Source organism: Bradyrhizobium sp. LA6.1, from assembly GCF_040547805.1.
Taxonomy (GTDB): Bacteria; Pseudomonadota; Alphaproteobacteria; order Rhizobiales; family Xanthobacteraceae; genus Bradyrhizobium; species Bradyrhizobium barranii.
In genome coordinates, this window is record NZ_JBEPQK010000025.1 from 81,499 (window position 1) to 106,662 (window position 25,164).

23 protein-coding genes and 1 pseudogene are annotated in these 25,164 nt (G+C 62.3%); 16 read left to right on the forward strand and 8 right to left on the reverse strand.

All coding sequences use genetic code 11. The annotated features are described in order from the left end of the window. Positions 1 to 14: 14 nt before the first annotated feature. The gene (locus ABIB99_RS39715; protein WP_354121957.1) at positions 15 to 689 is read left to right on the forward strand and encodes an SDR family NAD(P)-dependent oxidoreductase; all 675 of its coding nucleotides are present in this window, start codon (positions 15 to 17) and stop codon (positions 687 to 689) included. A 988-nt stretch (positions 690 to 1,677) separates the two neighbouring features. On the opposite strand, the gene ABIB99_RS39720 is transcribed toward ABIB99_RS39715, so the two are convergent. Both ABIB99_RS39720 and ABIB99_RS39725 read right to left on the reverse strand, forming a co-directional pair. Further along, complete coding sequence (locus ABIB99_RS39720; RefSeq protein WP_354121956.1) at positions 1,678 to 2,847, reverse strand: MFS transporter; 1,170 nt, start codon at positions 2,845 to 2,847, stop codon at positions 1,678 to 1,680. Positions 2,848 to 2,871: 24 nt separating this feature from the next. Then, entirely contained in the window at positions 2,872 to 4,263 is a 1,392-nt protein-coding gene (locus tag ABIB99_RS39725; protein ID WP_354121955.1) for an FAD-binding oxidoreductase, read from the reverse strand. Between the two features lie 114 nt (positions 4,264 to 4,377). Between ABIB99_RS39725 and ABIB99_RS39730 the strand changes: the two genes are divergently transcribed. The 6 genes and pseudogenes from ABIB99_RS39730 to ABIB99_RS39755 all read left to right on the forward strand — a co-directional run bounded on the left by ABIB99_RS39730 (position 4,378) and on the right by ABIB99_RS39755 (position 9,223). After that, a complete protein-coding gene (locus ABIB99_RS39730; protein ID WP_354121954.1) occupies positions 4,378 to 5,961 on the forward strand; it encodes a winged helix-turn-helix domain-containing tetratricopeptide repeat protein in 1,584 nt (527 codons plus the stop codon). A 750-nt stretch (positions 5,962 to 6,711) separates the two neighbouring features. Continuing rightward, the gene (locus ABIB99_RS39735) at positions 6,712 to 7,254 is read left to right on the forward strand and encodes a hypothetical protein (RefSeq protein WP_354122501.1); all 543 of its coding nucleotides are present in this window, start codon (positions 6,712 to 6,714) and stop codon (positions 7,252 to 7,254) included. Between the two features lie 78 nt (positions 7,255 to 7,332). Further along, a complete protein-coding gene (locus tag ABIB99_RS39740) occupies positions 7,333 to 7,536 on the forward strand; it encodes a hypothetical protein (RefSeq protein ID WP_354121952.1) in 204 nt (67 codons plus the stop codon). A 34-nt stretch (positions 7,537 to 7,570) separates the two neighbouring features. After that, positions 7,571 to 8,131: pseudogene (locus ABIB99_RS39745) on the forward strand (superoxide dismutase); the annotation flags it as partial. Further along, positions 8,108 to 8,527: a thiosulfate sulfurtransferase GlpE gene (locus ABIB99_RS39750; protein ID WP_354121992.1), complete on the forward strand. Its 420-nt coding sequence runs from the start codon at positions 8,108 to 8,110 to the stop codon at positions 8,525 to 8,527. The pseudogene ABIB99_RS39745 and the gene ABIB99_RS39750, both read left to right, overlap by 24 nt. A gap of 99 nt (positions 8,528 to 8,626) precedes the next feature. After that, a complete protein-coding gene (locus tag ABIB99_RS39755) occupies positions 8,627 to 9,223 on the forward strand; it encodes a 3-keto-alpha-glucoside-1,2-lyase-like domain-containing protein (protein ID WP_354121951.1) in 597 nt (198 codons plus the stop codon). A 23-nt stretch (positions 9,224 to 9,246) separates the two neighbouring features. Here ABIB99_RS39755 and ABIB99_RS39760 read toward each other — a convergent pair whose 3' ends face one another. Genes ABIB99_RS39760 through ABIB99_RS39770 form a run of 3 tightly spaced genes read right to left on the reverse strand, consistent with a single transcriptional unit; the run spans position 9,247 to position 11,685 of the window. Continuing rightward, complete coding sequence (locus tag ABIB99_RS39760) at positions 9,247 to 10,053, reverse strand: ABC transporter permease (protein ID WP_354121950.1); 807 nt, start codon at positions 10,051 to 10,053, stop codon at positions 9,247 to 9,249. Further along, complete coding sequence (locus ABIB99_RS39765; RefSeq protein ID WP_354121949.1) at positions 10,050 to 10,646, reverse strand: ABC transporter ATP-binding protein; 597 nt, start codon at positions 10,644 to 10,646, stop codon at positions 10,050 to 10,052. The genes ABIB99_RS39760 and ABIB99_RS39765 overlap by 4 nt, the downstream gene beginning before the upstream one ends. Before the next feature lie 4 nt (positions 10,647 to 10,650). Continuing rightward, a complete protein-coding gene (locus ABIB99_RS39770; protein WP_354121948.1) occupies positions 10,651 to 11,685 on the reverse strand; it encodes a Cj0069 family protein in 1,035 nt (344 codons plus the stop codon). Positions 11,686 to 12,030: 345 nt separating this feature from the next. Between ABIB99_RS39770 and ABIB99_RS39775 the strand changes: the two genes are divergently transcribed. The 8 genes from ABIB99_RS39775 to ABIB99_RS39810 all read left to right on the forward strand — a co-directional run bounded on the left by ABIB99_RS39775 (position 12,031) and on the right by ABIB99_RS39810 (position 18,794). Further along, the gene (locus ABIB99_RS39775; protein ID WP_354181135.1) at positions 12,031 to 12,852 is read left to right on the forward strand and encodes a chromate resistance protein ChrB domain-containing protein; all 822 of its coding nucleotides are present in this window, start codon (positions 12,031 to 12,033) and stop codon (positions 12,850 to 12,852) included. Next, positions 12,849 to 14,240, forward strand: a complete 1,392-nt coding sequence (chrA, locus tag ABIB99_RS39780) for a chromate efflux transporter (RefSeq protein WP_354121946.1) — start codon at positions 12,849 to 12,851, stop codon at positions 14,238 to 14,240. Before ABIB99_RS39775 ends, chrA begins: the two co-directional genes overlap by 4 nt. A gap of 53 nt (positions 14,241 to 14,293) precedes the next feature. Then, positions 14,294 to 14,530: a PepSY domain-containing protein gene (locus ABIB99_RS39785; protein ID WP_354121945.1), complete on the forward strand. Its 237-nt coding sequence runs from the start codon at positions 14,294 to 14,296 to the stop codon at positions 14,528 to 14,530. A gap of 15 nt (positions 14,531 to 14,545) precedes the next feature. After that, on the forward strand, positions 14,546 to 15,457 hold the full coding sequence (locus ABIB99_RS39790; protein ID WP_354121944.1) for a DUF1259 domain-containing protein: 912 nt from the start codon (positions 14,546 to 14,548) through the stop codon (positions 15,455 to 15,457). 27 nt (positions 15,458 to 15,484) lie between these two features. Beyond that, entirely contained in the window at positions 15,485 to 16,081 is a 597-nt protein-coding gene (locus tag ABIB99_RS39795; protein ID WP_354121943.1) for a superoxide dismutase, read from the forward strand. 212 nt (positions 16,082 to 16,293) lie between these two features. Next, a complete protein-coding gene (locus ABIB99_RS39800; RefSeq protein ID WP_354121942.1) occupies positions 16,294 to 16,689 on the forward strand; it encodes a hypothetical protein in 396 nt (131 codons plus the stop codon). Between the two features lie 109 nt (positions 16,690 to 16,798). Beyond that, a complete protein-coding gene (locus ABIB99_RS39805) occupies positions 16,799 to 17,953 on the forward strand; it encodes a YncE family protein (RefSeq protein ID WP_354181139.1) in 1,155 nt (384 codons plus the stop codon). A 25-nt stretch (positions 17,954 to 17,978) separates the two neighbouring features. Beyond that, positions 17,979 to 18,794 carry a hypothetical protein gene (locus ABIB99_RS39810; RefSeq protein ID WP_354121940.1) on the forward strand — a complete coding sequence of 272 codons (816 nt, stop codon included), beginning with the start codon at positions 17,979 to 17,981 and terminating at the stop codon, positions 18,792 to 18,794. Position 18,795: 1 nt separating this feature from the next. Here ABIB99_RS39810 and ABIB99_RS39815 read toward each other — a convergent pair whose 3' ends face one another. Continuing rightward, on the reverse strand, positions 18,796 to 19,023 hold the full coding sequence (locus ABIB99_RS39815) for a hypothetical protein (RefSeq protein ID WP_354181141.1): 228 nt from the start codon (positions 19,021 to 19,023) through the stop codon (positions 18,796 to 18,798). 385 nt (positions 19,024 to 19,408) lie between these two features. Between ABIB99_RS39815 and ABIB99_RS39820 the strand changes: the two genes are divergently transcribed. Beyond that, a complete protein-coding gene (locus ABIB99_RS39820) occupies positions 19,409 to 19,645 on the forward strand; it encodes a hypothetical protein (RefSeq protein WP_354121938.1) in 237 nt (78 codons plus the stop codon). 790 nt (positions 19,646 to 20,435) lie between these two features. Here the strand turns inward: ABIB99_RS39820 and ABIB99_RS39825 are convergent. Together ABIB99_RS39825 and ABIB99_RS39830 are read right to left on the reverse strand one after the other, a co-directional pair. Continuing rightward, positions 20,436 to 21,908: an MFS transporter gene (locus tag ABIB99_RS39825; RefSeq protein ID WP_354181143.1), complete on the reverse strand. Its 1,473-nt coding sequence runs from the start codon at positions 21,906 to 21,908 to the stop codon at positions 20,436 to 20,438. Continuing rightward, complete coding sequence (locus ABIB99_RS39830; protein ID WP_354121936.1) at positions 21,889 to 25,164, reverse strand: efflux RND transporter permease subunit; 3,276 nt, start codon at positions 25,162 to 25,164, stop codon at positions 21,889 to 21,891. Before ABIB99_RS39830 ends, ABIB99_RS39825 begins: the two co-directional genes overlap by 20 nt.

Sequence of the window (25,164 nt, forward strand, 5' to 3'; positions counted from 1 at the left end):
GGAGGTCTGCCCGCATGACCGCGCCAGTTTGCCTAATCTCAGGTGTCGGCCCCGGTACGGGCTCGGCCCTTGCCAGGAAGTTTGCAGAGGGCGGCTATAGCGTAGCGCTGCTCGCGCGGAACGAGGAGCGTCTTGCGACGCTCGAAGCGCAATTGCCTGGCGCGAAGGGATTTCGCTGTGATGTATCGGATCCCGCGCAGGTGGATGCGGTGGCATCCGCTGTGGAGCGTGATCTCGGGCATCCCGCCGTCGTCATCCACAACGCCGTCGGCGGTGCCTTCGGCACCTTCCGGGAGATTGACCCGGCGATCCTCAATCGCAATTTTCAGGTCAACACGATGGGGCTTTTGTTCCTGGCCCGGCGATTTACCCCAGCGATGGTCGCAGCCGGTGCGGGGTCTATCATTGCGACCGGCAACACCTCGGCGCTACGCGGCAAGGCCGGCTTCGCCGGCTTTGCGCCGACCAAGGCGGCGCAGCGGATTTTGGCGGAGTCCATGGCCCGGGATCTGGGGCCGCAGGGAGTCCACGTTGGCTATGTCGTGATCGATGCCGTGATCGACCTCGAATGGACGCGAAAGCGGTGGCCGGAGCGGCCGGACGGCTTCTTCATCAAGCCGCAAGCGATCGCCAGCGAGATCTGGCACCTCGTACACCAGGATCCAGGATCGCAGCGCATGGTCGTTTAACGTTGAAATTCGGCCCTTCGGCGAGAGCTGGTAGCGGGCGTGCAAAGCAGCAAGAGCCGATCTAGCGCGATCGAGCTGTCGCGGCTCCTTCTGACACAATCTGCGGCCCGTCCACCCCTCCGGTCTGCCATCATGATCCAGCTGTTCCGACAAGACGAAATTCCACTGCGGGTTCAATGAAGGTTTATTGACGCATGTGTCGGAACGACCGTTGATTTTCAAACTAAATCACACCTCTCTTTCATCAGCGGGTCCTAACTGCGCTTTGCCTTTGTTTCTGCACCCTTCACACCAACGAGATACTGCGCACAGACCCACTGGTACAGGTCGCCTACGTGCGCGTCGTAGATTTGAATATCGGGGCGAGCAAATCGGACATCTGCGCGATCAGAGTGGTCACCATTTCAAGCGCGCCAGCAGAACTCGAGCCTGCGAGCGCGGATCGGTGTAGAAACCGCTATGGAAGACGTTGAGTCTAGCGGTCGTCCGGCGGCTGATCGCTAAAGGGAACAACACCACGGTCGGGTTCGAGTCCTTCCCCCTTTGCTGAAGGCGGTTGACGCCTCGCGGCCAATCGACCGCGTCACGGTAGCGTTGGTCAACGTGATTGAATGATCGCGATGCAACGTTTTCGTTGAAAGCGCGATCGACCTGCGGGCCGTTGCAAGTTTGCCTATCGCTTTTCCGATGCACATTCGGATTTGCTCTCCGCCGCAAATCGGTCGCTTTACGAGTAAGGCGGAGAAATCAGAGTTTTCATCCTGTCGTCAGCAGCAGTGTGTTTGGGCCGCTCCACCCCTGCGACCCGTCGAACCCCGCGAGTTGGCGTAGGTCCCCGCCCAGGCAGCCTCCTACTCGGCCGGCGCAAAGCGCGACAGCAACGCCTAGACGAAATGGCGGTCAGCCTCGGCCCAGTATCGGCTTGCTCACCTCGACAATGATGGAACGTCGGCTGAGGCGTTAACTCACAGGCTTCCGTCCCGCGCGTTCAAGTCGGTGAAACGGCCGGCCGATACCGGCCGATACGGCGGAAGAGCCACAGGACGGCAGGGCAAGCCAGGAGCACGACGGCGCCGAAGTCGAGCGCGGCGCTCGCGGAGCCGACCGACGTGGAGAGCTTTCCTCCGACCGCCGGTCCAGCCAGCATGCCGGCGTAGAAGACCGTGTAGAATACTCCCATTCCGATCGGCCGCGTCTTCTGCTCGAGCACACGCGCAGGCAGGCTCATGATCGCACCGGCGGGCAAGCCGCAGAGGATTCCAAGGGCAACGACGATGGGAAGCACCGTGCCGCTTCGCGACAGGAGAAGTGTCAGGAGGGCGAAGGCGATGCAGCCTGTGACGAGGATGGCCTCGCCGCGCTTGGTCCGATCTGCGAGGAAGCCGCCGAAGGGAACCGAAAGCGCGGCGAGCCAGAGCACGATACTGACGGTTGATCCGGCTGCTGCACTGGACCAGCCTTGTTCAACGAGCATCGATGGGCCGAAACTGAAAATCATCGCAAACCCGATATTGTAAAGACACCAGATCAAGCCGGCGGCAATCACGGCGCAGATCGTGTCGGCGGTCAGGTTACTGCGCTCGCCTTCGACCGCAACGGACGCATCTGGCGCGCGATAGACTAACGCGATGAGGCAGAGGCCGATCAGGATCAACCCTGCGACGGCAAGGTTGACGGCATGGAGCCCGAGCATGGCTCCGATTGCCGGCAGCAGCATGAGAGAGAGTGCGATGCCAGCCGGCCAAGAGTTGATGAAAATGGCCATCGCAGTGGCGATTTCCCGACCGGCAAACCAGTCCGCGAGCATCTTGGTCATCAGAACGTTCAGGAGAACACCGCCGATGCCGGCAGTCAGCCGGCCAGCGATCTGCACGCTCCACGACGTTGACGCGGTCATCAGCAGTTCGCCTGCCAGCATCATCAGGAGTCCGGCAAGGACCGTCACCTTGTCGCCGTAGCGGCGGCCGATCTCGCCGCCGGGCAGCGCAAGTACCGCGCCCGGCGCAAAATAGAGCCCGATAAGAACACCGATATCGGCCAGACTCGCATCGAGACTCTGGCCGAGCTGTGGCGCGACGGCCGCGACGCTCTGAAACTGAAAGGCGATGGCGGCACGAGCGACGAACAGGGCAGCAAGAATGGTCCAGCGGCTTCGCATTTGGATTTTCCCCGACGCCGTGAACTATACCGTTGGCTTGATATTCTGGTTCAGGCGGAAGAAATTAGTCGGATCGTATTTGTTCTTGAGCGCGACAAGGCGTGCGTAATTTTCACCATAGGCGTCACGCACCCGGTCCTCGCCCTCATCACCCAGGTTGTTGGCATAGACGCCCCCGGTCGAATAGGGCCTAACGGCGCTCCACAGCTCGCGCGCCCAACGCACGTTCGCGTCGTCATCGGCCGGATCGTCCCAGATCGCGATCGGAAAGCAGTCGAACGCCGCATCGCGGTTTGCGTAGGGTGAGTCCGATACCGGAACCCGTGCAATTGTGCCGCCGACGTGCTGGAAAACCAGCAAAGACGAGGTGTTGGGGGCTATCGCATAGGCGTCGAGCAGCGCGTCGATCGCACCAGCACTGATCTCGCGCAGGAACTGCGCCTTCCAGTAATAGCGACGTCCTCGCGGAAACAGGGCATCGCCGCTCGACTGAATCTCAACATAAGGGACAGTTGCGAGGCGCGTCTCAACGGGCGAGCCGAATTTGGCGATCGGTGAAAGGGCGCGCTCACCGTCATGATGCGAACCAACATAGCAACCGGAGATGCTGAAGAACCGATCGCCCGACGGCAGCCTTACGAGGGCTGCATCGACGTTTATCTCGTCGGCAGCGCTTCGGGCGAATTCATCATAGAACCGCATGGCCTCGTGCGCCTGATCGTAAGGATGAAGCGCTGACGCGACGAGCAGTGACCTGCCGATCGCATGCAACTGGTATTCGAACGCAGTCACGATGCCAAAATTGCCGCCGCCGCCTCTTAAGCCCCAGAACAGGTCGGGGTGTTCGGTCGCACTAGCCCGTAGGATCTTTCCCTCGGCTGTCACCACGTCGGCGGCAATCAGGTTGTCGCAGGTCAGTCCGTATTTGCGTCCGAGCTTGCCGAAGCCGCCGCCGAGCGTGAGTCCCGCGATGCCGGTATCGCTGTTGACGCCCATGGTGGTCGCCAGGCCGTGCTCTTGTGTCGCCCTGTCGAATTCGCCCAGATCGAGGCCTGCCTCCGCGCGCGCGGTCCGACGGACCGGATCGACGTCGATGCGTTTCATCCGCGACAGGTCGATGACCATGCCGCCGTCACAGACCGACAGGCCAGCGACATTATGGCCTCCGCTGCGAACGGCCACCGGGAACGCGCGGGATCTCGCGAACGTCACGGCCTCAACCACATCCTGGGCATCCGCGCAGTAGGCGATCATGGCCGGCTTTTTATCGATAGCGCCATTCCAGACCTTGCGCGCCTCGTCGTAGCCGGCGTTCCCCTCGATGACCACATTGCCCTTGAGCCGTAGCTGTGGGGTGGACCGAGGTTCGGAGTGCGATTTGCCCATCAAGTCGTCATATGTCTGCCGCCGCTCCATCCGATTTGCTCCGCGCCACCAATGCCCATGCCATCATCTCACGGAGCGCCAAATCGTTTCCTGAATCCGATCGGAAAAAGTTGCAAATTTCGCTAAAAATGGTGTCTCTAGGCAATGGCGACGATCTACGCGTTTGGTCCATTTCGTCTTGAGGCAGACGCTGACACGCTGTTTCGCGGGGCCGAGCCGGTTGCTCTCGGAGGGCGAGCGGTCGCGCTACTTCGGCTGCTTCTGGAAAAGGCGGGTAAGCCGGTTGCCAAGGACGCATTGATGGAGGCGGCCTGGCCGGGGCTGGCGATCGAGGAAAGCAATCTGACCGTGCAGATAGCGGCTCTGCGCCGGGCGTTTGCAGCCGTCGAAGGGGGCAGTACCTGGATCGAGACGCTGCCGCGTCGCGGTTACCGCTATGTCGGCCCGCCGGCCACCAACTTGTCCGATGCTAGCCGGCAAACATGGCTCCTGTCCGCGACCTCCGACAAACCATCGATCGCCGTGCTGCCATTCTTGAATTTGAGCGGCGATCCCGCGCAGGACTACTTTTCCGACGGGATCACAGAAGACATCATTACGGAATTATCGCGTTTCCGGTCCCTCCTCGTCGTGGCCCGCCATTCCAGCTTCGCTTACCGGGCCAGGTCGTCCGACATCAGAGAGGTCGGCCGCCAACTCGGCGTGCGATATGTAGCGGAAGGGAGCGCGCGCAGGATTGGGAAGCGGGTGCGGGTGACCGTCAAGCTTCTGGATGCTGCGAGCGGCTTCACCCTTTGGACCGAGCGCTACGACCGCGAGATCGAAGACATATTCGCCATCCAGGACGAAATCGTAGGCAAGATCGTTTCGGCGCTGCCCGGCCGGCTTGAGGACGCGGGCCGCGAGATCGCGAGAGGCAAGCAGACCTCGAACATCACGGCCTACGATCTCGTCCTATTGGGGAACGAGAAATGGCGTCAATTGACCGTCAGGAGCATGGAGGAGGCGCGAGGCTACTTCCAGAAGGCCATAGGGCTCGATCCAGCCTATGCTCGCGCTCACGCCAATATTGCCTGGACGGTAGTCTGCGCCGCGTTTCTGGAATCACCCGCCGCGCCCTCGCTGGATGAGGCTCGTAGCGAGATCGAGATCGCGCTCGATCTGGATGAGCACGACGCCTGGTCGCACAGCGTCTTCGCACAGCTTCTTTTCCTGCAAAACCGTGATCAAGAGGCCGAGACTCATTTCAAACGCGCTCTGGCGCTCAATCCGAACGACGCTGATGTCGCCGCCGCTTTTGCAAATATTCTAATCTACTGGGGGCACTGGCAGGAAGCGCTTACATGGATCAAATCGGCCAAACGGCTAAACCCATTTCCACCCAATATCTACCATTGGTACCACGCGCTGGCTCTTTATTCGGCTCGCGAATACGAACAGGCGATCAAAGTTCTCAGGGAAGCGCGATCGAGCGACCGCTGGTCGCGCGCGCTCCTTGCGGCGTGCTACGCGCAAACAAATCGACCGAGAGAAGCAAGTTTCGAAGCGGACGCATTCGTTCGAGAGAGATATCTGGAATTGACTGAGAATGGTGAAGCTCTGCCCCTAAACACGCTCGAACTCGCTCGGATGCGCGCCGATAGGTATAGAGATCCCATCGACCGGGATCATTTTCTCAACGGACTTCGCAAAGCCGGCCTAAGTGATGGACTCTCCAACCTTGTATAGCGCCAACGTTGTTGGCAACGGCGACGGACGTTGCGGAGAGTACTCCGATCGAGTGACGCACCTTTTGCGCTAGTCGCCTGATGGCAGCGTTGTCGATGACGGTCCATTGGACGGGACAGACTTTCGTCGAAGGCGGAATTCCATTTCCGGCGGTAGCTCAAACGGTGGGTTTTGGTCTAAGAAGATCGAAAATGCATTATCTTTCAATGGGGATTGACTGACACTCTCTCCGCCATGTGTACGATTTTGTGCGCCAACCTACGATTTTTGGGCGCTTTCGTGCGCGATAGCGCGCTCTTGGGCCTCGACGCTTGCGCGGGGCACAATAATGCAGGACTGGATGCTCATACATTTGTGGTTCAGGACAGAACGCAACCGTGCGATCAGAACGGCCGGACACTCTTAGTTTCAGGAGTCATCTCGAACAAGTCGCCGCAGCGCTCGGCGTCGTTTCTGGTGCGGTGCCGCTTCGGAGTTGCGAGGGGCCGCTTCTGGCGCAAATCGGACATTCACGCGTACCGTTCTCTCAAATTTGTTTTCACTGATCATTATAGAAGATGCTGCGCGGTAGCGCCGCTTGTGCTCATCAAACTTTTGCGTGCAGCGGTGATAAGGAACATCTTTGGCGATAACAGCTATGTTGCATTTATCGCTTTGCTGAATTATGACGTCTTTAGGGGAATTGCAGTCTCCCCTTGAGGCTTCGGTCCAAGAACTGTGCATCGCTCGACTTGTCGAGGAATTGCACACATGGACGAAACCCGGCCTCCCATTCCTCCCATTGATTTTCTTTTGCGGTCTGCTTCTGAGCGGACGTCTGCGGATGTCGCTCCGCCACCAATGGCGTCGGCCAGGTCCGACGAACCCTCGGCTGTCGGGTGGCAAACCACACCCCGAGCCGGCAACGCCTCCCTTCAGGGGCGCAAAGCCGTGAAGACGTGCTCTTCCCTCTGCCTGCTGCCGATTTGCGTGCTCTTGTTTGCGTGCGGACCGACGGCATCGCGCAGTTCGGCCGATGCCATCATGTTCGATATGGCAGAACGGCTTGCCGATTTCGATTTCATCGCCTCAGGCGACGGCGGCCCTGGCAATTGGTCGGTCGTTGATAACGACGCCGGTCGTGGGTTGGCGCAGACCGGCCCCGAGCCAAATGAAAACCGTCTGGCGTTCGCCTTTTACCGGCCCTTCTCCGAACGTGACGTCTACGTGTCGACGCGCTTCCTGACCAATACCGGCAAGAACGACCAAGCGGCCGGCCTGGTCGTTCGGTTCAGATCGCCTGGCGACTACTAGGCCGTTCGCGCCGACGCGCTCGAGAACAAAGTCATCCTGTATCGCGTCGCCGCCGGGCGGCGAGAAATTATCGGAGGCATGGACGTCAACGTGTCGGGCGAGGCGCGGCATACGCTCGGTGTCGCTGCCAACGAGCACCGCCTCACGGTATTTTTCGACGGCAAGGAGCTTTTCGTCGCGAACGACAGAAGGTTTCCGGGTCCTGCCGGGAAGGTCGGCTTGTGGACCCAGGGCGACAGCATGACCCTGTTCGAAAGCCTCGAAGTATCAACCATCCATTAGTTGAAAAATCCAGACGACCAAAAGGAGAATTACGATGCGCTACCAACTGGCACCGCTTCATTGTCGTCCCTGGACGTTGAACGGGATCTCCGCACGCCTCATCGAAAGCCACTACGAAAACAACTACGGCGGGGCCCTCAATCGCTTGAACACCATCTCCGAGGAGATTGAGCGCCTCGATCTCGGTGACGCTCCCAACCCGACTCTCGCCCGGCTGAAGCGCGACGAGATTGTCGCGCTCAACTCGACGCTTCTGCACGAATTGTATTTTGCAAGCCTCGGCGGCGACGGACGCGTCGTGCCGGACGACCTTGCAAGCGCGATCGCAAAGGATTTTGGATCGGTGGATCGCTGGCGCCAGGAGTTCGTCAGCATCGCGTCCGCGCTGGCCGGCGGCTCGGGTTGGGTGCTGCTGACCTATGTTCCGCGAGACGGTCGGCTCATCAATTAGATCGCGTCGGAACACAGTCAAAGCATCGCTGGCGGCGTCCCGATCCTCGCCCTCGATATGTACGAGCACGCCTTCCACCTGGCGTTCGGCGCGAACGCCGGCGCCTACGTAGCCGCCTTCATGCGCAACATCGATTGGTCCGCCGTGAAGCAGCGCTACGAGGATGCCAGCAAGGTCGCGCCACCGCGGCCCCTCGAGCAAAAGGAGTTTGCCGACGTACCGTCGATCTCCGTCGAGGAAGTGCGGGAGATGATGAAGTCGGGGACGCCGGTTCAGATCATCGATACGCGCCCGAAGCACTACACCACGAAAGCCCAGGACATCATGGACGGAGCCGTATGGCGCGACCCCGAACGCCTCGACGATTGGATCGGCACCTTGTCGAAGACCGAACCCGTCGTCACGTTCTGCGTCTACGGCTTCCACATCGGGTGTCAGACGGCTTCGGCACTACGCAAGGCGGGATTTGATGCCCGGTACATGGCGGGCGGACATTACGCCTGGAAGGCAATCAAGGGCCCGGTGAAACTCTTCGAGTGACCCGGTCGGTCCGATAGCGCGGGTACCCGCCCAATGCCTTACCTTCAACGCCGCAGCGCCATCATCGCAACCATGCTTTTCTTCATTGGAGTGAGTGACATGTCAAACCATGCGATCAGCTTCGAGAGCACGCAGACGGGTGCCGCCCCCGAGGGGTGGACCTCGACCCTCACGGGATCGGGCGACCCAAAATGGACGGTCGAAAGCGACGAGACGGCGCCGTCGAAATCGAAGGTGCTCAGGCAATCCGGCCGGGCGACGTACCCGCTGCTGCTGAAGAACGACAGCAGCATCAAGGACGGCTTTGTCGAGATCAAATTCAAGGCCGTCGCGGGATCGCAGGACCGCGCCGCCGGTATCGTCTGGCGGGCAAAGGACGCGAACAACTACTACGTGACCCGGGCCAATGCCCTCGAGGACAACGTCGTTCTCTACAAGACCGTCAACGGCGTCCGAAGCCCGCTCGACATCGTCGGCCGCAAGGGAGGATACGGAACCGATGTCAAGGTTCCGGCCGACACCTGGCACAGCCTGCGCATCGACTTCAGCGGCTCGCGCTTCCGCGTCTCCTTCAACGGCAAACAACTGTTCGAGGTCGAGGATTCAACCTTCGCCGGCGCCGGCAAGATCGGGCTGTGGACCAAAGCCGACAGCGTGACGCTGTTCGATCAAATCACCTACGGCGAAGCGAAATAGGCAGGGGAGAGTGACCGGCGCTTTTAAGCGGACTTTTCAGCGGGAATTCGATCGAGGCGTAATCGATGTCGGTGATCGGTGAACAGGCGAGCGCCTCCCATCACAGCAGCGAGGGTTCCCAATCCTGTTCCACCGGCGATCAAGAACATGATTAAGAGCTGATATTTAACAGCGTCTACTGGTTCGAAGCCCGCAAGAATCTGGCCGGTCATCATACCCGGCAGGGAAACAAGGCCGATCGCCGCCATGCTGTTCATGATCGGCATGAAGCCGCTTCTCAACGCGTCCCGTATGACCGGCAGCAGGGCCTGATGCCGGGTGCCGCCGAGTGCGAGACAAGCTTCTACGGCGGCTCGTTCGCGCACCAGGCTATTTGTCAGTGCGTCCAGACCCAGGCTTATCCCGGTCATGGTGTTGCCCAGGATCATGCCCAACAAAGGCAGCGCATAGCGCGGGTGATACCAGGGATCCGGGCGCAGCTCGGTCAAAAGTGCAAACATCGTGACGGTACCGGCGGCGAGCAGCGTGCATCCCGCGCCCAAGCCGTAGCTCCAAATGGCCGGTAGGCGCCGCTTCTGCCGCGCGACGATCTCCCGCGAGGCGAAGAGAACCATGATGAAGGCGGCGAGGGCGGTCCAGAGCGGCGACACCGCAGCAAACAAGAACGTCAGCACGTATCCAACGAGAACGAGCTGAAGCACCATCCGCACGGTCGCGATGGCCAGTTGTTTTTCAAGCTTGAGGCGGAGGACAAGCGAGAGAGCGCCGTCCATGACGACAAGGAGGGCGGGCAGCACCAAATCACCGTATGCCAGTTGGATGTAGGTCACGGCCGATTTTCCACGATGCTACCATCGGCACTCATCGCAAATATTCTCGCCCCGATGCGGCGGGCTTGAGCGTTGTCGTGGGTGCTCCAAACGACGCTCGTTCCATCCGCAATGCGTTCGGCTATCAAGGATTCCACGGCCGTAGCGGATGCAGAGTCGAGCGCCGAGGTTGGCTCGTCCAGCAGAAGCACGCGCGATCGCAGCATGAGCGCCCGCACAAGCCCCAATCGCTGTCTCTCGCCGGTCGAAAGTCTTTGGATCGGCCAAGGTCCGCAGTTGTCCGGTAGCCCTAAGCGCGTGACCAGGGGTAGGGCATCATCCCAGACCGTGAAGTGCTCCTGCACGATGTCCGACCACCAGCCAGGCTCGGCGGCGAGGTAGGTCACTCGCTTTCGCCAGGCGGGGGCCGGCATCGCCTCCCTGAGCGCTCCGTCCAGCTTGACAGTTCCCTCGTTGGGATCGAGATCCGCGATGGAGCGAAGCAGCAAGGTCTTCCCGACCCCGGAAGGCCCTTGCAGGGCGACGCATTCGCCGTCCTGCAAGTCGAATGACACGGAGATGTGCAGGCGCTTGAGCCCGCTGACCGTCAGCATGGCGTCAATGCTTGCGCTGCAAGCGGTCGGCAACTCGCCTCGCGATCTCCGCCGGCGCCTCGCCCGGGTAAGGATGCACCGAGCTGACGTTGATCTCACCGAGCACGTAGCTGTTGCTCCCATCAGCCTGGACGGGGCCGAGCATGAAGTCGGCGTCCCAGATCATGGGCAAGTCGTCTTGCGCGATATCGAGCAACGAGGTTAGCTGCGGCGTCCACTCGTCCTCCATCAACCGACGCAGCCGCTGGAAGCGCGGGTCTGCGTTGGACGAATAGAGCCGTGGTCCAGCCTCGGAACGCGCGGCCGGCGAATCGACCAAGGCTTTGACTTTGTGGTGGCCGAAGCCGGCGCAGCGATCGCCTGCCATGTAGCAACGCACGACGCCCTCGCTCAGGCGAGGCTGGAACGGTTGGTCGATCACGCTGCCGTTCTCGAAATACTCCGCGCAGCGACGGAGAAAATCGTCCAACGACAGTTCCTCGGGCGTGTCCTTGGTCGCGTCCAGCACCCTTATCGTGGAGGAGGCCGGCAGACTCTCGACCTTCCAGACGCCTTGGCCGCCATTGCCCCGGTTGCGCTTGATCACGCGCGGACCGGCGGCGAGCCGCGTCGGTAACTCGGCGCGCATCGCCGCAGCGGTTTGATACAGCGCCGTGTCGCTTCCCCAGCCCATCGAGCGGGTACGGTACAGAACCTCCTTGGTGCCCATCTTCAGGATGACATCGGGATGGGCACTGACCCAGACGCCATGCGCCGCGACGTCCCGCAGCAGGGCGTCGAGAGCGGCGCGGTTTCGGCCATCTTGAATGGGGTTGACCCAGACGAGCACTCCATCCACTGTGAGCAGTTGTTCCCGGACGGCGTCCGCAAAGCACTCGTCGTAGATCGTGGGACGCGCATCGACGCCGACGGCGGCGAGCGCTTCGAATACGTCAACAAAGCGGCTGATTTTCGGGGGAGTATCTCGACGCGCGACGGCATCTCCTCGCGAGAGGATGGCGACGGTACGTCGGGGAGAGGGTCGTTTTTCGGTGTCCATGCGCGAGCTCCACGAATTGCGTGCTGCGCAGAGCTTGGACCGAAGTCTCACGGGGAGTCTGCTTTTCCCCTCGGAGACACTCTACGTGAATCCGTCCGGACGTTTCAAGATGTCCGCCGCGGCGAGCCGTCGAATGGCCTCGATGGTGCCAGCAGGCTGTTCCGAATCGTGGTTCCGATAGGGATTGAAATCTTCGTGACGTCGTCTCGATGATTCTCGGAGCGCTCGCGAAGACGCGGGTTGACAGTCCGGCCGTCTGGGCTTTTATTCGGGGCTCGGGGATGTGCGATCTCCCCGCGAGGCGACATGCCCAAGTATCGCGTCCTGGATCACCAAGGGCGCAGCATGTCATCATCATACACCACGATTTCACCCGACAAATTGTCTCGACTGATAGGTACGGCGGCGGCGCCGACGCTTGTCGACGTTCGCATCGACGAGGACTTTTCGGCCGACCCGCGACTGATTCCGGGGGCCGTGCGGCGCTCGCACCTCGACGTTCAGGATTGGGCGTCTCGCCTGACGGGCAAATCGGTGGTCGTGGTCTGCCACAAGGGCAAGAAGCTCAGTGAAGGCACCGCGGCATGGCTGCGGTGCAGCAACGTCGCCGCCGAAGTCCTCGAAGGCGGCCACGTCGGCTGGAAGGAAGCGAACCATCCGACTGTTCCGGCCAGCAAGATCCCTAAACGAGACGGGCGAGATCGCACGGTGTGGGTCACGCGAGCTCGTCCGAAGATAGACCGGGTCGCCGGCCCATGGCTGATCCGCCGTTTCGTCGATCCCGCCGCCGTTTTTCTGTTCGTGACGCCTGCAGAGGTGGACGCCGTGGCCGAACGCTTCGACGCCACGCCTTTCGACGTCGAGAACGTGTTCTGGAGCCATTGCGGAGAACTCTGCACCTTCGACGTGATGGTCAAGGAGTTCGGTCTGTCGACGCCGCCGATGGAGCGGCTCGCGACGATGGTCCGCGCCGCCGACACCGGACGTCTCGATCTCTCTCCGGAGGCGCCCGGGTTGCTCGCAGCCTCGCTCGGTCTATCGCGCATGTTCGACGACGACCTCGAACAGTTGAATGCCGGCTTTCTCCTCTACGACGCGTTCTACAGATGGTGTCGCGACGCGACGAAGGAGACCCACAACTGGCCGACCAACAAGGTGAAGCAATGACCGATTTCGCGGCAAACCAGAAGGTCGGCGCGCAGGAGCACGCGCACGGCATCTCCTTCAATGAGGCGCTTCTCGTCTGGATGCGGGTCGCGATCCTGAGCTTCGGAGGGCCGGCCGGCCAGATCGCGGTCATGCATCGCATCCTGGTCGAGGAGAAAAACTGGATTTCAGAGAGCCGATTCCTTCATGCGCTGAACTACTGCATGCTTTTGCCGGGTCCCGAGGCGCAGCAGCTCGCCACCTACATCGGCTGGCTGCTACACCGGACCACGGGCGGCATCGTGGCGGGAGGTCTGTTTATCCTGCCCGGCATTTTCGCGATCATGGGGCTCAGCTACATCTATGCCGCCTACGGCAATGTCGGATTCGTCGAGGCGTTGTTCTTCGGCCTCAAGGCGGCGGTGCTCGCCATCGTGATCCAGGCCGTGGTCCGCGTCGGCAAGCGCGCGCTCCGCAATCCGATCATGGTTGCGCTGGCGGCTATCGCCTTCGTCGCGATCTTCTTCTTCGGGGCGCCGTTTCCGCTGATTATCGCCGCCGCCGGCCTCATCGGCTTCGTCGGCGCCCGGCTTGGCCGGCCGGAGTTCGCTGCGCTTGAACATGGCGGCAAGAACTCCGCCGTGATCGACAGCATGCTCGGCGAGGGGTTGCCTGATCACGTCACGCCAAATACCGCGCGCACGCTTCGAGTGGGCGCCGCCTGGCTTGCGATCTGGCTCGTTCCCGTTTTCGCGATCCTCATCGCGCTGGGGCCGAACGACGTCTTCAGCCAAATCGCGATCTTCTTCAGCAAGATGGCGATGGTGACGTTCGGCGGAGCGTACGCCGTGCTCGCCTACGTCGCGCAGCAGGCCGCCGAATACTATCACTGGGTGACCCCGCGGGAGATGCTCGACGGTCTCGGCATGGCGGAAACGACCCCCGGGCCTCTCATTATGGTCGTTCAGTTCGTGGGCTTCATCGCCGCCTTCCGCGAGGCGAGCGGGTTGTCGCCGATGCTGGCGGGAACGCTCGGCGGACTTCTGGCGACCTGGGTGACGTTCGCTCCCTGCTTCCTCTGGATCTTCGTCGGGGCGCCGTACATCGAGGCGCTGCGGGGCAACAAGGCGCTCGCCGGCGCGCTCTCGGCCATTACCGCCGCCGTCGTCGGAGTGATCCTCAATCTGTCGATCTGGTTCGCGCTCCACACGATCTTTCGACAGACGGTCGCAGTGCACGAATTCGGGCTGTCGTTCGACGCGCCGGTGCTGACCAGCATCGACTGGCCGGCGCTCGCCCTGTCGCTCGCGGCAGCCACGGCCATTTTCCGCTTCAAGGTCGGGATGCTCGTCGTTCTGGCCGCTTCCTGCATCACGGGGGTTCTGTTGCGCTTGGTGGGCGTCATCTAGGGGCAGCACAGACCGACTTCACCTGGGGCTGGGACATGACCAGGAGAACGAACATGCGGACACTGACGATATATCGGGTAGCCACCTTGCTGGTGGTGATGGCGGGGCTGTCGCCTGCCCATGCCCTGACTCAGGAAGAGCTCGTCGCCAAGATTCAGGCGGCCGGCTACTCGCAAGTCAGCGACATCAAGTCGACCGCGGAAGGCACCACCGCGAAGGCGGTGAAGAACGGTAAGGAAGTGCGGCTCGTCGTCGACAGCAGCGGCCAGATCAAAGAACAAAAAGACTGAGCAAGGAACATCGCGATGAGAATAGCAATCTTGGCAGTGATCGGCATCGGCGCTTGTATCCTAGCGCCGACTTCGGGACCGTTCATCCCGGCGGCCCATGCGCAGAACGTCGACTGGCAGAAGGTCGATGAGACGCTCGGCCGCAAGCCCGCCATCTCGGACGACGTCCACCGCTTCGGTTTCCCGCGCACAGACCTCGCGGTGACTCTGGACGGAGTGACGATCAAGCCGGCGCTGGCGCTGGGCGGCTGGGTCGCGTTCAAGCCCGCACATGGCGGTGCCATGGTCATGGGTGACCTTGTACTGCTCGAAACCGAGATCAATCCCGTGATGGCGAAGATGATCGCGAGCGGTCTCGAGATCACCGCCGTGCATAATCACCTGCTGCGGGCGAGTCCGGCGACCTTCTACATGCATGTCGCCGGCCATGGAGACCCCCTCAAGCTCGCCTCGGCCATCCACGACGCCCTGGCCGAAAGCAAGACGCCGCTAACCGTCCCGGCGCCGGCGAGCCCGCCGCCCGCCGTCGATCTCGACACGGCGAAGCTCGACCAGATCATCGGCGTTAAGGGTCAGGCCAATGGAGGCGTCTACCAGTACAACGTGAAGCGGCGCGATCCGATCACGGAGGACGGCATGCCATTGACCCCGGTCGGCGCCATGGGCGTCGCCATCGGCATCAATTTCCAGCCGACGGGGGGAGGCAAGGCGGCCATCACCGGCGATTTCGTCCTGACCAGCGACGAGGTCAATCCAGTCATCCTGGCGCTGCGGACGCACGGCATCGAGGTGACGGCGCTGCATAGCCACATGCTGGACGAGCAACCGCGGCTTTTCTTCATGCATTTCTGGGCGAACGATGATGCGGTCAAGCTCGCAGAAGGCCTGCGCGCGGCGCTCGACAAGACCGCCAGCACGAAGAGCTGAGCCAAAGAGCGAACGGAGGATTCGAAGATGCCCTACCAAGCCAAACCCATGCCGTTCGATCCGAAATCGATCAGCGGCATCTCCGAAAAAGTGCTCGTCAGTCACTACGAAAACAACTACGTCGGCGCCGTCAAGCGGCTAAACGCCATCGGGGCGCAGCTCGCCGAACTGGACTTCGCCCAGGCGCCGAATTTCGTGATCAACGGTCTGAAGCGTGAAGAGCTGATCGCGTCCAACTCGATGATCCTATATGAGGTCTACTTCGACGGGCTCGGCGGCGCCGAGAGCCCCAGCGGTGCTCTCGCCGACGCGATCACGCGGGACTTCGGCAGCATGGCGCGCTGGCGAGCGGAGTTTTCGGCGATGGGTAAGGCGGAAGGCGGGGGTTCGGGGTGGGTGATACTTTCCTACTCACCCCGCGACGGACGGCTCGTCAACCAGTGGGCCGCCGATCATACGACGACGCTCGCCGGCGGTCGTCCGGTCCTTGTGCTCGACATGTATGAGCATGCCTATCACATGGATTTCGGCGCAGCTGCAGCGCGCTACGTCGACGTCTACATGGAAGCCATCCGGTGGGACAACGCTGCCGGACTGTACGAACAGTACACCAGGCAAACCTGAGAAGCACATGATGAGGAGACCACTAATGCGAAATCGAATTGCAGGGCTGTTCGCGCTGGCTGCTCTGTTTGCAGGCGGACAAACTGTCCAGGCGCAGACCTGCAAAGTGTGCGCCGAGCAGCGGGCCGCATGCATGAAGAACTATGCGGGACCGGCATGCAAGACCGAGTACCAGATGTGTCTCAAGTCCTGCAAAAAGTGAGGGCGGTCCGGTGAGCAACTTGGCTACGACGTGTCTCATCGCGGCACTCGCTACCGGTGTGGGCGGCTTGGTCGCCCTCGATGGCTTTGTCGCGGCCGAGACCCTTCGGACGTTGACCGGAGGGCAGATTCGCAAGGCCTTCACGGGAAAGCAGCTTACGGATGAGGTTCACTATCGGTTCGTCTATGAGGGCGATGGGACACTGCGGAGTTACTCGATGGGTGTGAAGCAGGTCGGCAAATGGCGTATTGAGAAGGATGAGCTCTGCCTCTTTCTCAAAGAAACGGAAGATAGCTGCTATCGGGTTACGCAGAGCGGCAAACACTTCGAATTGACGCCGACCGGGCTTGGCGGACCACTCGACGGTATCTTGGAGCCCGCATTTCACGGTGATGGTGACAGGTGATGACGACGACAACGACGAGCATCGAGCGCGGTAGGATGGGCGAGCTTGTGCGCTATTTCCTTCGACTTGGCTTCTCGGCTTCGGCGGTCCCGTGGCCCGGGTCGGCCAAATGGAGCGCGAGCTCGTCGACGGCAAAAAGTGGCCGACCAAGGGGCAGGCGCTCGAGGCTATCGCAATCTGCCGGTCGGTCGGCCTGATCGCCTATCCGGTGCTGCAACCCGACTTCGGTGACGGTGCACTAGGTGAGCGCAAGGGAGCACAGATGTCCCGCTGGTTTCGGTTATTGGTCGTGGTGCTGACCGGCATTGTGCTCGACGGTACCGCGACGTCCGCTCAATCGGAAGACGGCGGCCCCCTTCAACTTGAGGCCAAGATCCCGCTCGGCCACGTGCGTGGGCGTATCGATCACATGGCGGTTGATCTGAAGCGACAACGATTGTTTGTCGCCGAGCTCGGCAACGACAGTGTCGGTGTCGTCGATCTCGCCACGCGGAGCGTGATGCGCCCGCTATCCGGGTTCAGCGAGCCTCAAGGTGTTGGCTATGAGCCGTCTACCGATATGCTTTTTGTAGCCAATGCGGGGGACGGCTCCGTCCGAGTCCTCGACGGCAATGACTATAAAGCGAGGGGGCAAATAGAGCTGGGCAGCGACGCGGACAACATCCGCATCGATGCGGCTGCGCAACGCGTCATCGTCGGCTATGGCGATGGCTCATTGGCATATCTCGATGCCACGACCCACAACAAGGTCCAGAGCACATCGCTGAAAGCGCACCCGGAAAGCTTCCAACTCGATCCGAACTCCGGCCGAATTTTCGTTAACCTTCCCAATGCTCGCGTCGTGGCGGTGGTGGACCGGAAGTCCGGAAAGCAAGTCGCGAACTGGCCAGTAGACAAGGGCGGCAACTATGCGATGGCTATCGACCTCGAGCGAAATCGGCTCCTCTTGGCGTTTCGCAATCCGCCGGCGCTCGGCGTTCTGGAGCTAGCCGACGGCAGATCGATCTCGACCGTCGACACCTGTGGAGATGTCGACGATCTCTTCGTCGATGCCAGGCGCAACCGCACGTATGTTAGTTGCGGCGAAGGTTACGTCGATGTGTTTGAAACCAACGGCACGGCGTACCAGAGAATCTCGCGCGTTCCGACCGCAGCGGGCGCGCGAACGTCGCTATTCATTCCGGAGTTGAATCGGTTGATCGTGGCCGTCCGAGAGAGCTTGGCTGAACCCGCTGCGATCTGGATTTTCAAGCCGGTACCCTGAAGAAGCTGGCAGCCGGGAGTTCGGCATGTCCATGCGCAATCGACTTACGCAACGGACCTCGAAGGGCCTTGGAGGGGCATGGGTCGCCGCGCTGTGCCTGATGATGTGGTCCCGGCCCGTATCGGCGTATCGTCCGTTCGATGGCACCGATGCCGCGGTCGCGGCGAAGGGCGAAGTGGAAATCGAGCTACAGCCTGCCGGTCGCTTACGTGATGAGAGCGGCACCAGCTTGATCGCACCGGCCGCTGTGATCAACTATGGCTTGACCGCTGATTGGGAGGCCGTGCTCGAAGGCATTGGTCAGACGCCGCTTTCGCCATCTGGATCAACGAACGTGACCGCTGCGGGAGCGTTCCTGAAGCACGTACTGGTGCCGGGAAGCCTCCAGGATAAGACAGGCCCGAGCGTTGCGACCGAGTTCGGTGTCCTGTTGCCCGACAGTACCGGCGCTTCGGGTGTGGGCGCAAGCTTGGCCGGCATTGTCTCCCAACGCTGGGACTGGGGAACGATCCACCTCAACGCCGAGACCGCGTTGACCCGCGATCATCGCGCTGATGTCTTCGTTGGCGCGATCCTCGAGGGACCCTCGAGCTGGACAGTCCGTCCGGTCGCGGAAGTCTTCTACGAAAATGAATTCGGCAAGATGGCGACGGTATCCGGCCTAGTCGGCTTAATTTACCGAGTGAGCGACAATCTCAGCTTCGACGTGGGCATCCGTCACGCGTCAACGAACGGGCACCCCGTGAACGAAGTCCGGGCCGGTCTGACCTTCGGCTTTCCGCTGTCAGTTATCGGAGGGCGCGCCTCGCATCGAGGCCCATCGCCGGGCTTGCCGAGATAGCTCAGCGATCCAGACGATCAGGATGTGCACGCCAGTCGCGGCCGACGGTCTCATGATCCTTGTCCGCGCCGACGGACCCAACATTGTCGCGATTGCCTTCCTGCGCCTTCCAGTCTCGGCCGATCGTCTCGTTCGCGGCGCGGTTCCGGTCCTGTTCGCGAGCCTGATCCGCCTGCGCGGGCGTTTGCGCTGGTTGCACCGCAGTTTGTGCCTGCGTCGGTACCGTCATTGCCATAAACGCGAGTGCGCCTACGAATGTGGAGAGCGTCGAAGTCGGTATTGAACTCTTCATGGAAATCTCCTCGCTTGGTCCTTGAAGCTAACGGAACGGTTTCGAGTTTGTTCGAGTTTCACGCAGAAGATTCTCTCGGTGCGACGCGTCTGGGGATCACGGGATCACGATGTGCACCTTGCCGTGCTCATCCGGTACTGTTACCTTGAAGTTCCGGGGACGGGCAGACTCCCCGACAGACGGCTTCCGTCCAAGCTCTGCGCAATGCTCGGTATTCGAGGAGATTGCGCATGGACGACCACCTCCCTGACCATAAATCGAGTTGGACGCGCGTGCTTTCGTAGCGCAACGAGCGAGCCGCTCATGTGTCAGCGCAGCGCATTTGCGCAACCGCGCATTCGAAGCCTTCCCGCCGGATGGACGTCCATCCAAGCGTTTGGGGGCCCGACCAATGGATGGTCTTTTCTTCGTCTTTGCTCTCGCAGCGCTCGTCGGCGGCCTCGTTAGCGGTTTTTCCGGATTTGCGATGGGCTTATTTGTGTCGGGCGTGTCGCTGCTGTTGTTCGCGGGTGCGTCGTTGATCGCATCGACGCTGCCTTTGTCCTTCCACCCGTTCTAGAGAACCACATGCCCCTGAAAACGCATGGCGTCATCGCCATACCGAACGGCTTGAACAGCGACTTCGATCACGCCGCGTTCGCCCCGAAGACACGCCGAGTCTTTATCGCCCACACCGTGCGAGACTGCCTCGAAGTCATCGATCACGACTCGCAGTCGCACGTTGCCACCTGCCGGGCTTTCCTGGGGCCGCCGGGGCGGTCGCTGACGAGGGGGAATTCTCGCGACCAACCGCGGTGCCGCGACGATCACGTGGCTGGACGCTGCGACCCACGAACTTAAAGGCGTCTTTCCGTAAGGGCAGCGGCCCAATGGTGCCGCCCTCGTCAAGCGCAAGGGCATCGGGATCGTGGCCTGTATAGGCGACGCCCAGCAAGGTCCATCGCTGCAATTCATCGATCTGAAGGAGATCAGGCAGCGGGCGATCGACCTGCCGGGTCGCCCGCGGTGGTGCGTGACCGACGCTGCTGCGGAGCGGGTTTTCGTCTGTATCCGTGAGCCATCGATGATCGTGAGCGCTCGACTGCCCGATCTCGGCGACGTCATCCATTGGCCGCTGCCATCAGGCGGCGCCACGGATTGGATATCGATCACTTCAACCACAGGCTACGCTGCCTGCGACGACGGCGCCCTGGTGGAGGTCGACAGCACCTGCGGAAAAATTATGAACGTCTGGCCGATCGCCGGCCCTCCCGACGTGACGTTCTTCAACCAACACTCCGGTCGCGCACACGTTGCGATCGGAGAGCCGGGCGTGATCGAGACGATCGATCCGAAGACTGGTGAACATATTAGGACCCCGACGGCATCGGGAGCACACACCACGGCTTTCGTGGCGCCGGATCGGCTCTACGTGATTTCGCCGAGCCACGGGGTGTCATCGTGCTGGAGGACACCTGACTTTTCATGGCAATGGCGGACATACCGGCGCTGGCGCGTTGGATCACGGCCGCCGCATGTGGAGATCGTCGATGACGAACGCGTGGGCGTGGTTCTGCTTCTCGCTTTCCAGGTGCGGATGATCGGGAGGCAGGTTTGCGTGTTCGTGCCTGATCACGTCCGGATCCGCTGTGGGGCCGCCAAGCGAGGCCCGCGCCGGCGAGCGCGACGATGGCGAGCGCAAACAACGTCCCAGCGAGTCCGATCGCCGGGCCTAGCCAGCCCGCGAGAGGGTAGGTCAGCAGCCAGCACAGGTGCGACAGCGCGAACTGAGCGGCGAACACGGCCGGTCGGTCCGCAGCGCCGGCCGACCGGCGCAACAGGCGCCCGGACGGCGTCATGACGGCCGAGTATCCGATCCCCAATAGTGCCCACGTCGGCAGAAGCGCGTACCTGACGCCTCCGTTACCTCCGGATATCGTCATGATCGATCCGAAGACGACCAGCACTGCAGCCAGCATTCCCGCCGACGAGAGCATGATCCTTCGGTCGGGCAGCCGATCGAGCAGGCGAGGCAGCAGGAGCGCGGCCGCCATCGAGCCGCCGCCGAAGCAGGCGAGTGCGAGCGCGACGTTGCCGTCAGTTCCGCCCAGCGCGCCCTTCACCAGGACCACGGTGTTGACGAATACCATCGATCCCGCTGCGGCGACGGCGAGATTGAGCGCCAACAAGCCGCGCAAGCGGGGCGTCGCCAGGTAGATGCGCATGCCGCGCGTCGTATCGTCGTAGAAGCCGTGGCGGCGACGCGTTGCCGGCGCTTGCGGAATCGTTACCGAGACCACCAGCGCGGCCGAGCAGAAGAAGCCAATCACGGTTCCGAAGAAGAGCCCGTTGAAGGTGACCAGGGTCAGCAAGGCGGCCGCAAGCGTCGGGCTCAGAAGACTTTCCAAGTCATACGCCAGGCGGGACAGAGAAAGCGCCTGCGTGTAGTCGCGCTCCTCCGGAAGCACGTCCGGGATGGTCGCCTGAAATGTCGGAGTGAAGGCGGCAGACGCGGACTGCAGCACGAAGATGAGGACGTAGACCTCCCAGACTTGGTCGATGAAGGGCAGCGCGATCGCGACCGCGGCACGGGTCAGGTCCATCGCCACCAGGAAGGTTCGCCGCGGCAAGCGGCCTGCGAGACCGCCTACGACCGGCGCGACGAGCACGTAGGCGACCATCTTGATGGCGAGCGCCGTCCCCAGCACCGCCCCGGCGTTCTCGCCGGCGATACGGAACGCCAGCAACCCCAGCGCTACGGTCATCAGTCCCGTCCCGATCAACGCGATGACCTGGGCGGCGAACAGATGACGGTAGGTGCGGTTAGCAAGGACTGACAGCATGGGCCGTTACTCCGCTGCGCGGTCGTGGATGAGGGGCGCGACCGAGCCGCTGCGCCTGCCCGCCCGCGGCGGGGACGGCGAAGCGGGCGTACAACGCGGGTAGAACGACCAGCGTGAGCAGGGTCGCGGTCAGGAGCCCGCCGATCACGACGGTCGCCAGCGGCTTCTGGACCTCGGCGCCCGTACCGGTCGCCAGCGCCATCGGCACGAATCCGAGAGAGGCGACGAGCGCCGTCATCGCGACGGGTCGAAAGCGGGTCAGCGCCCCCTCGCGGATCGCCGTTCTGTGATCTACCCCCTCGAGGATCAGCCGCCGGATCTGCGTCAGCATGACCAGACCATTCAGCACGGCCACGCCGGACAGCGCGATGAAGCCGACGGCCGCCGAGATCGAGAAGGGCATACCGCGAAGCCACAGCGCAGCGATTCCGCCGGTCAGCGCGAGTGGAACCGCGCTGAAGACGAGCGCCGCGTCCCGTGCCGAGCCCAGGGCCCCGAACAGCAGCATGAATATCAGCGCAAAGACGCCGGGCACGACGAAGACGAGGCGCTGGCGCGCGACCGCGAAGTTCTCGAACTGGCCGCCCCAGGCGAGATAGCTACCCGGCGGCAGCTTCACCTGTTCGGCGACCTTCGCTTGCGCCTCCGTCACCAGCGAGCCGATGTCCCGACCTCGGATCTCGGCCGTCGCCACCACGCGGCGCTTGCCGTTCTCGCGACTGATCTGGTTGTAGCCGACGGTCTGATCGAACGAGGCGACGTTCCGGAGCGGGATGGACGCCGCGGGTGCGTTCGGATTCGCATGCGGGAGCGGGACCGGCAGCTCCTCGAGCGCCGGGATGCTGTCCCGCAATTCGTCCGGAAGCCGCACCACGATCTTGAAGCGTCGGTCGCCCTCGAAGACCAGACCGGCGTCGGTGCCTCCGATCGCGGTCGCGATCAGGTCCTGCACCGAGGCCAGACTCAGGCCTCGCCGCGCGATCTCCCCCTTGTCGATATTGATATCCAGGAACGGGAGACCGGTCGTCTCCTCTGTCTTCACGCTCTCGGCGCCGTCGATCTTGCGGATGACGTCGGCGATCTGGCCGGCGGTCTTCTGCATCCGCTCGAAGTCGTCGCCGAAGACCTTGACGGCCAGATCCTCGCGCACGCCGGCGATGAGCTCGTTGAACCGCATCTCGATCGGCTGCGAGAAGCCGATCCTGTTGCCGGGCAGCTTTGCGGTCACCTCCTCTATCTTCTTGATCAGATCTCCCTTCGTCATCGAAGGATCGGGCCATTCGTCCTGCGGCTTGACGATGATGTAGGTGTCCGACGAGGACGGCGGCATCGGGTCGGCGGCAAGATCGGGCGTGCCGGTGCGCGAGAAGACGAACGAGACTTCTTCCAGCGTGCTGATCTGCTGCTCGATGAGAAGCTGCATCCTCTGCGACTGCGCGAGCGCGGTCGACGGCACGCGCTTCACCTCCATGACGATGTTCTTCTCGTCGAGGGTCGGGGTGAATTCTTGGCCGAGACGCACGAACAGGAGCACGGCGCCGACGAAGAGAAGCCCGGCGCCGGCGACGACGGGCAACGGCCTTGCGATCGAGCCCGCGAGGAGCGGGGCGTACCAGCGCTTCAGCGTCCGGACGATGACGTTCTCGCGCTCGGTGACGCGTCCGCGGATCGCGATGGCGACGGCCGCGGGGACGAACGTCAGCGAAACGACGAAGGCTACGGCCAGCGCGATCATCACGGTGAGCGCCATCGGCTCGAAGGTCTTGCCCTCGACGCCGGAGAAGGCGAGCAAGGGCGTGTAGACCAGTATGATGATGATCTGACCGAACACGGAGGGACGGATCATCTCGACGGTGGAGGCCGTCACGGTGTCCAGGCGCTCCTGCAGCGACAGGGCGCGGCCGAACTCGCGTTGGCGCTCCGCGAGGTGCCGGAGGCTGTTCTCCGCAATGATGACGGCACCGTCGACGATGAGGCCGAAGTCTAGCGCACCGAGGCTCATGAGGTTCGCGCTGATCCGTCCCTGCAGCATCCCGCTCGCTGTGACGAGCATCGTGACCGGTATGACGAGGGCGGTGGCGAGTGCGGCGCGGAAGTTTCCCAGCAGGACGAAGAGCACGGCGATCACCAGGAGCGCGCCTTCCGCGAGATTCTTGGCGACCGTGTGAATCGTCGCGTCGACCAGTTGGGTGCGGTTGAGAACCGTGTGGGCGTAGATTCCTGGGGGCAGCGTCCTGCCGATCTCCTTGATCTTGGTGTCCGCCGCGGCCGCTACCGTCCGGCTGTTGCCGCCGATCAGCATCAGCGCGGTGCCGAGAACGACTTCGCGCCCGTCGACGCTCGCGCTGCCGGTTCGGAGTTCTTTTCCGATCGCGACCTCGGCAAGGTCCCTGACGCGGACCGGCACGCCGCCACGCGTCGCGACGACGATGTTCTCGATGTCTTCGATGTTCTCGACGCGGCCGGCGGCGCGTACCACGTATCCTTCCCCGTTCTGTTCGATGTAGTTCGCGCCTCGGCTGGCGTTGTTGGCCTCGATCGCGTCGATGACTTGCTTCAAGGACAACCCGTAGCCAACGAGCTTCGCCGGATCGGGCTGCACCTGGTACTGCTTGACGAAGCCGCCGATGGCGTCGGCGCCGGCGACGCCGGGCACGGTCTTCATCTGCGGCCGGACGATCCAGTCCTGCACGGTCCGGAGGTAGACGGTGCGCTGGAAGTCGTCGGTCAGTCGCTCGCCTTCCGGAGTGAGGTAGCTCCCGTCGGCCTGCCAGCCTGGCTGCCCGTCACGTATCGGGGCGTGGGTGCCCGGCTTTTCGTATTCAACGGCCCACCAGTAGATCTCGCCGAGGCCCGTCGAGACCGGACCCATCCGGATGTCGACGCCGGGCGGCATATTGGCCTTGGCTTCGTTGAGACGCTCGGAGACGAGCTGCCGCGCGAAATAGATGTTGGTCCGGTCGGCGAAGACTGCGGTGATCTGCGCGAAGCCATTGCGCGAAAAAGAGCGTGTCGACTCCAGACCGGGCATGCCGGCGAGCGCCGTCTCCAGCGTGACCGTGACCTGCTTCTCGATCTCGACCGGCGTCAGTGCGGGCGCCACCGCGTTGACCTGCACTTGGACGTTCGTGACGTCGGGCACGGCGTCGATGGGAAGCTTGGTCAGCGACCAGAAGCCGGAGGCAGCCGCGGCCAAGGTGATCAGCACGACAAGCCATCTACGGCGCACTGAGAATTCTACGATGCGTTCGATCAT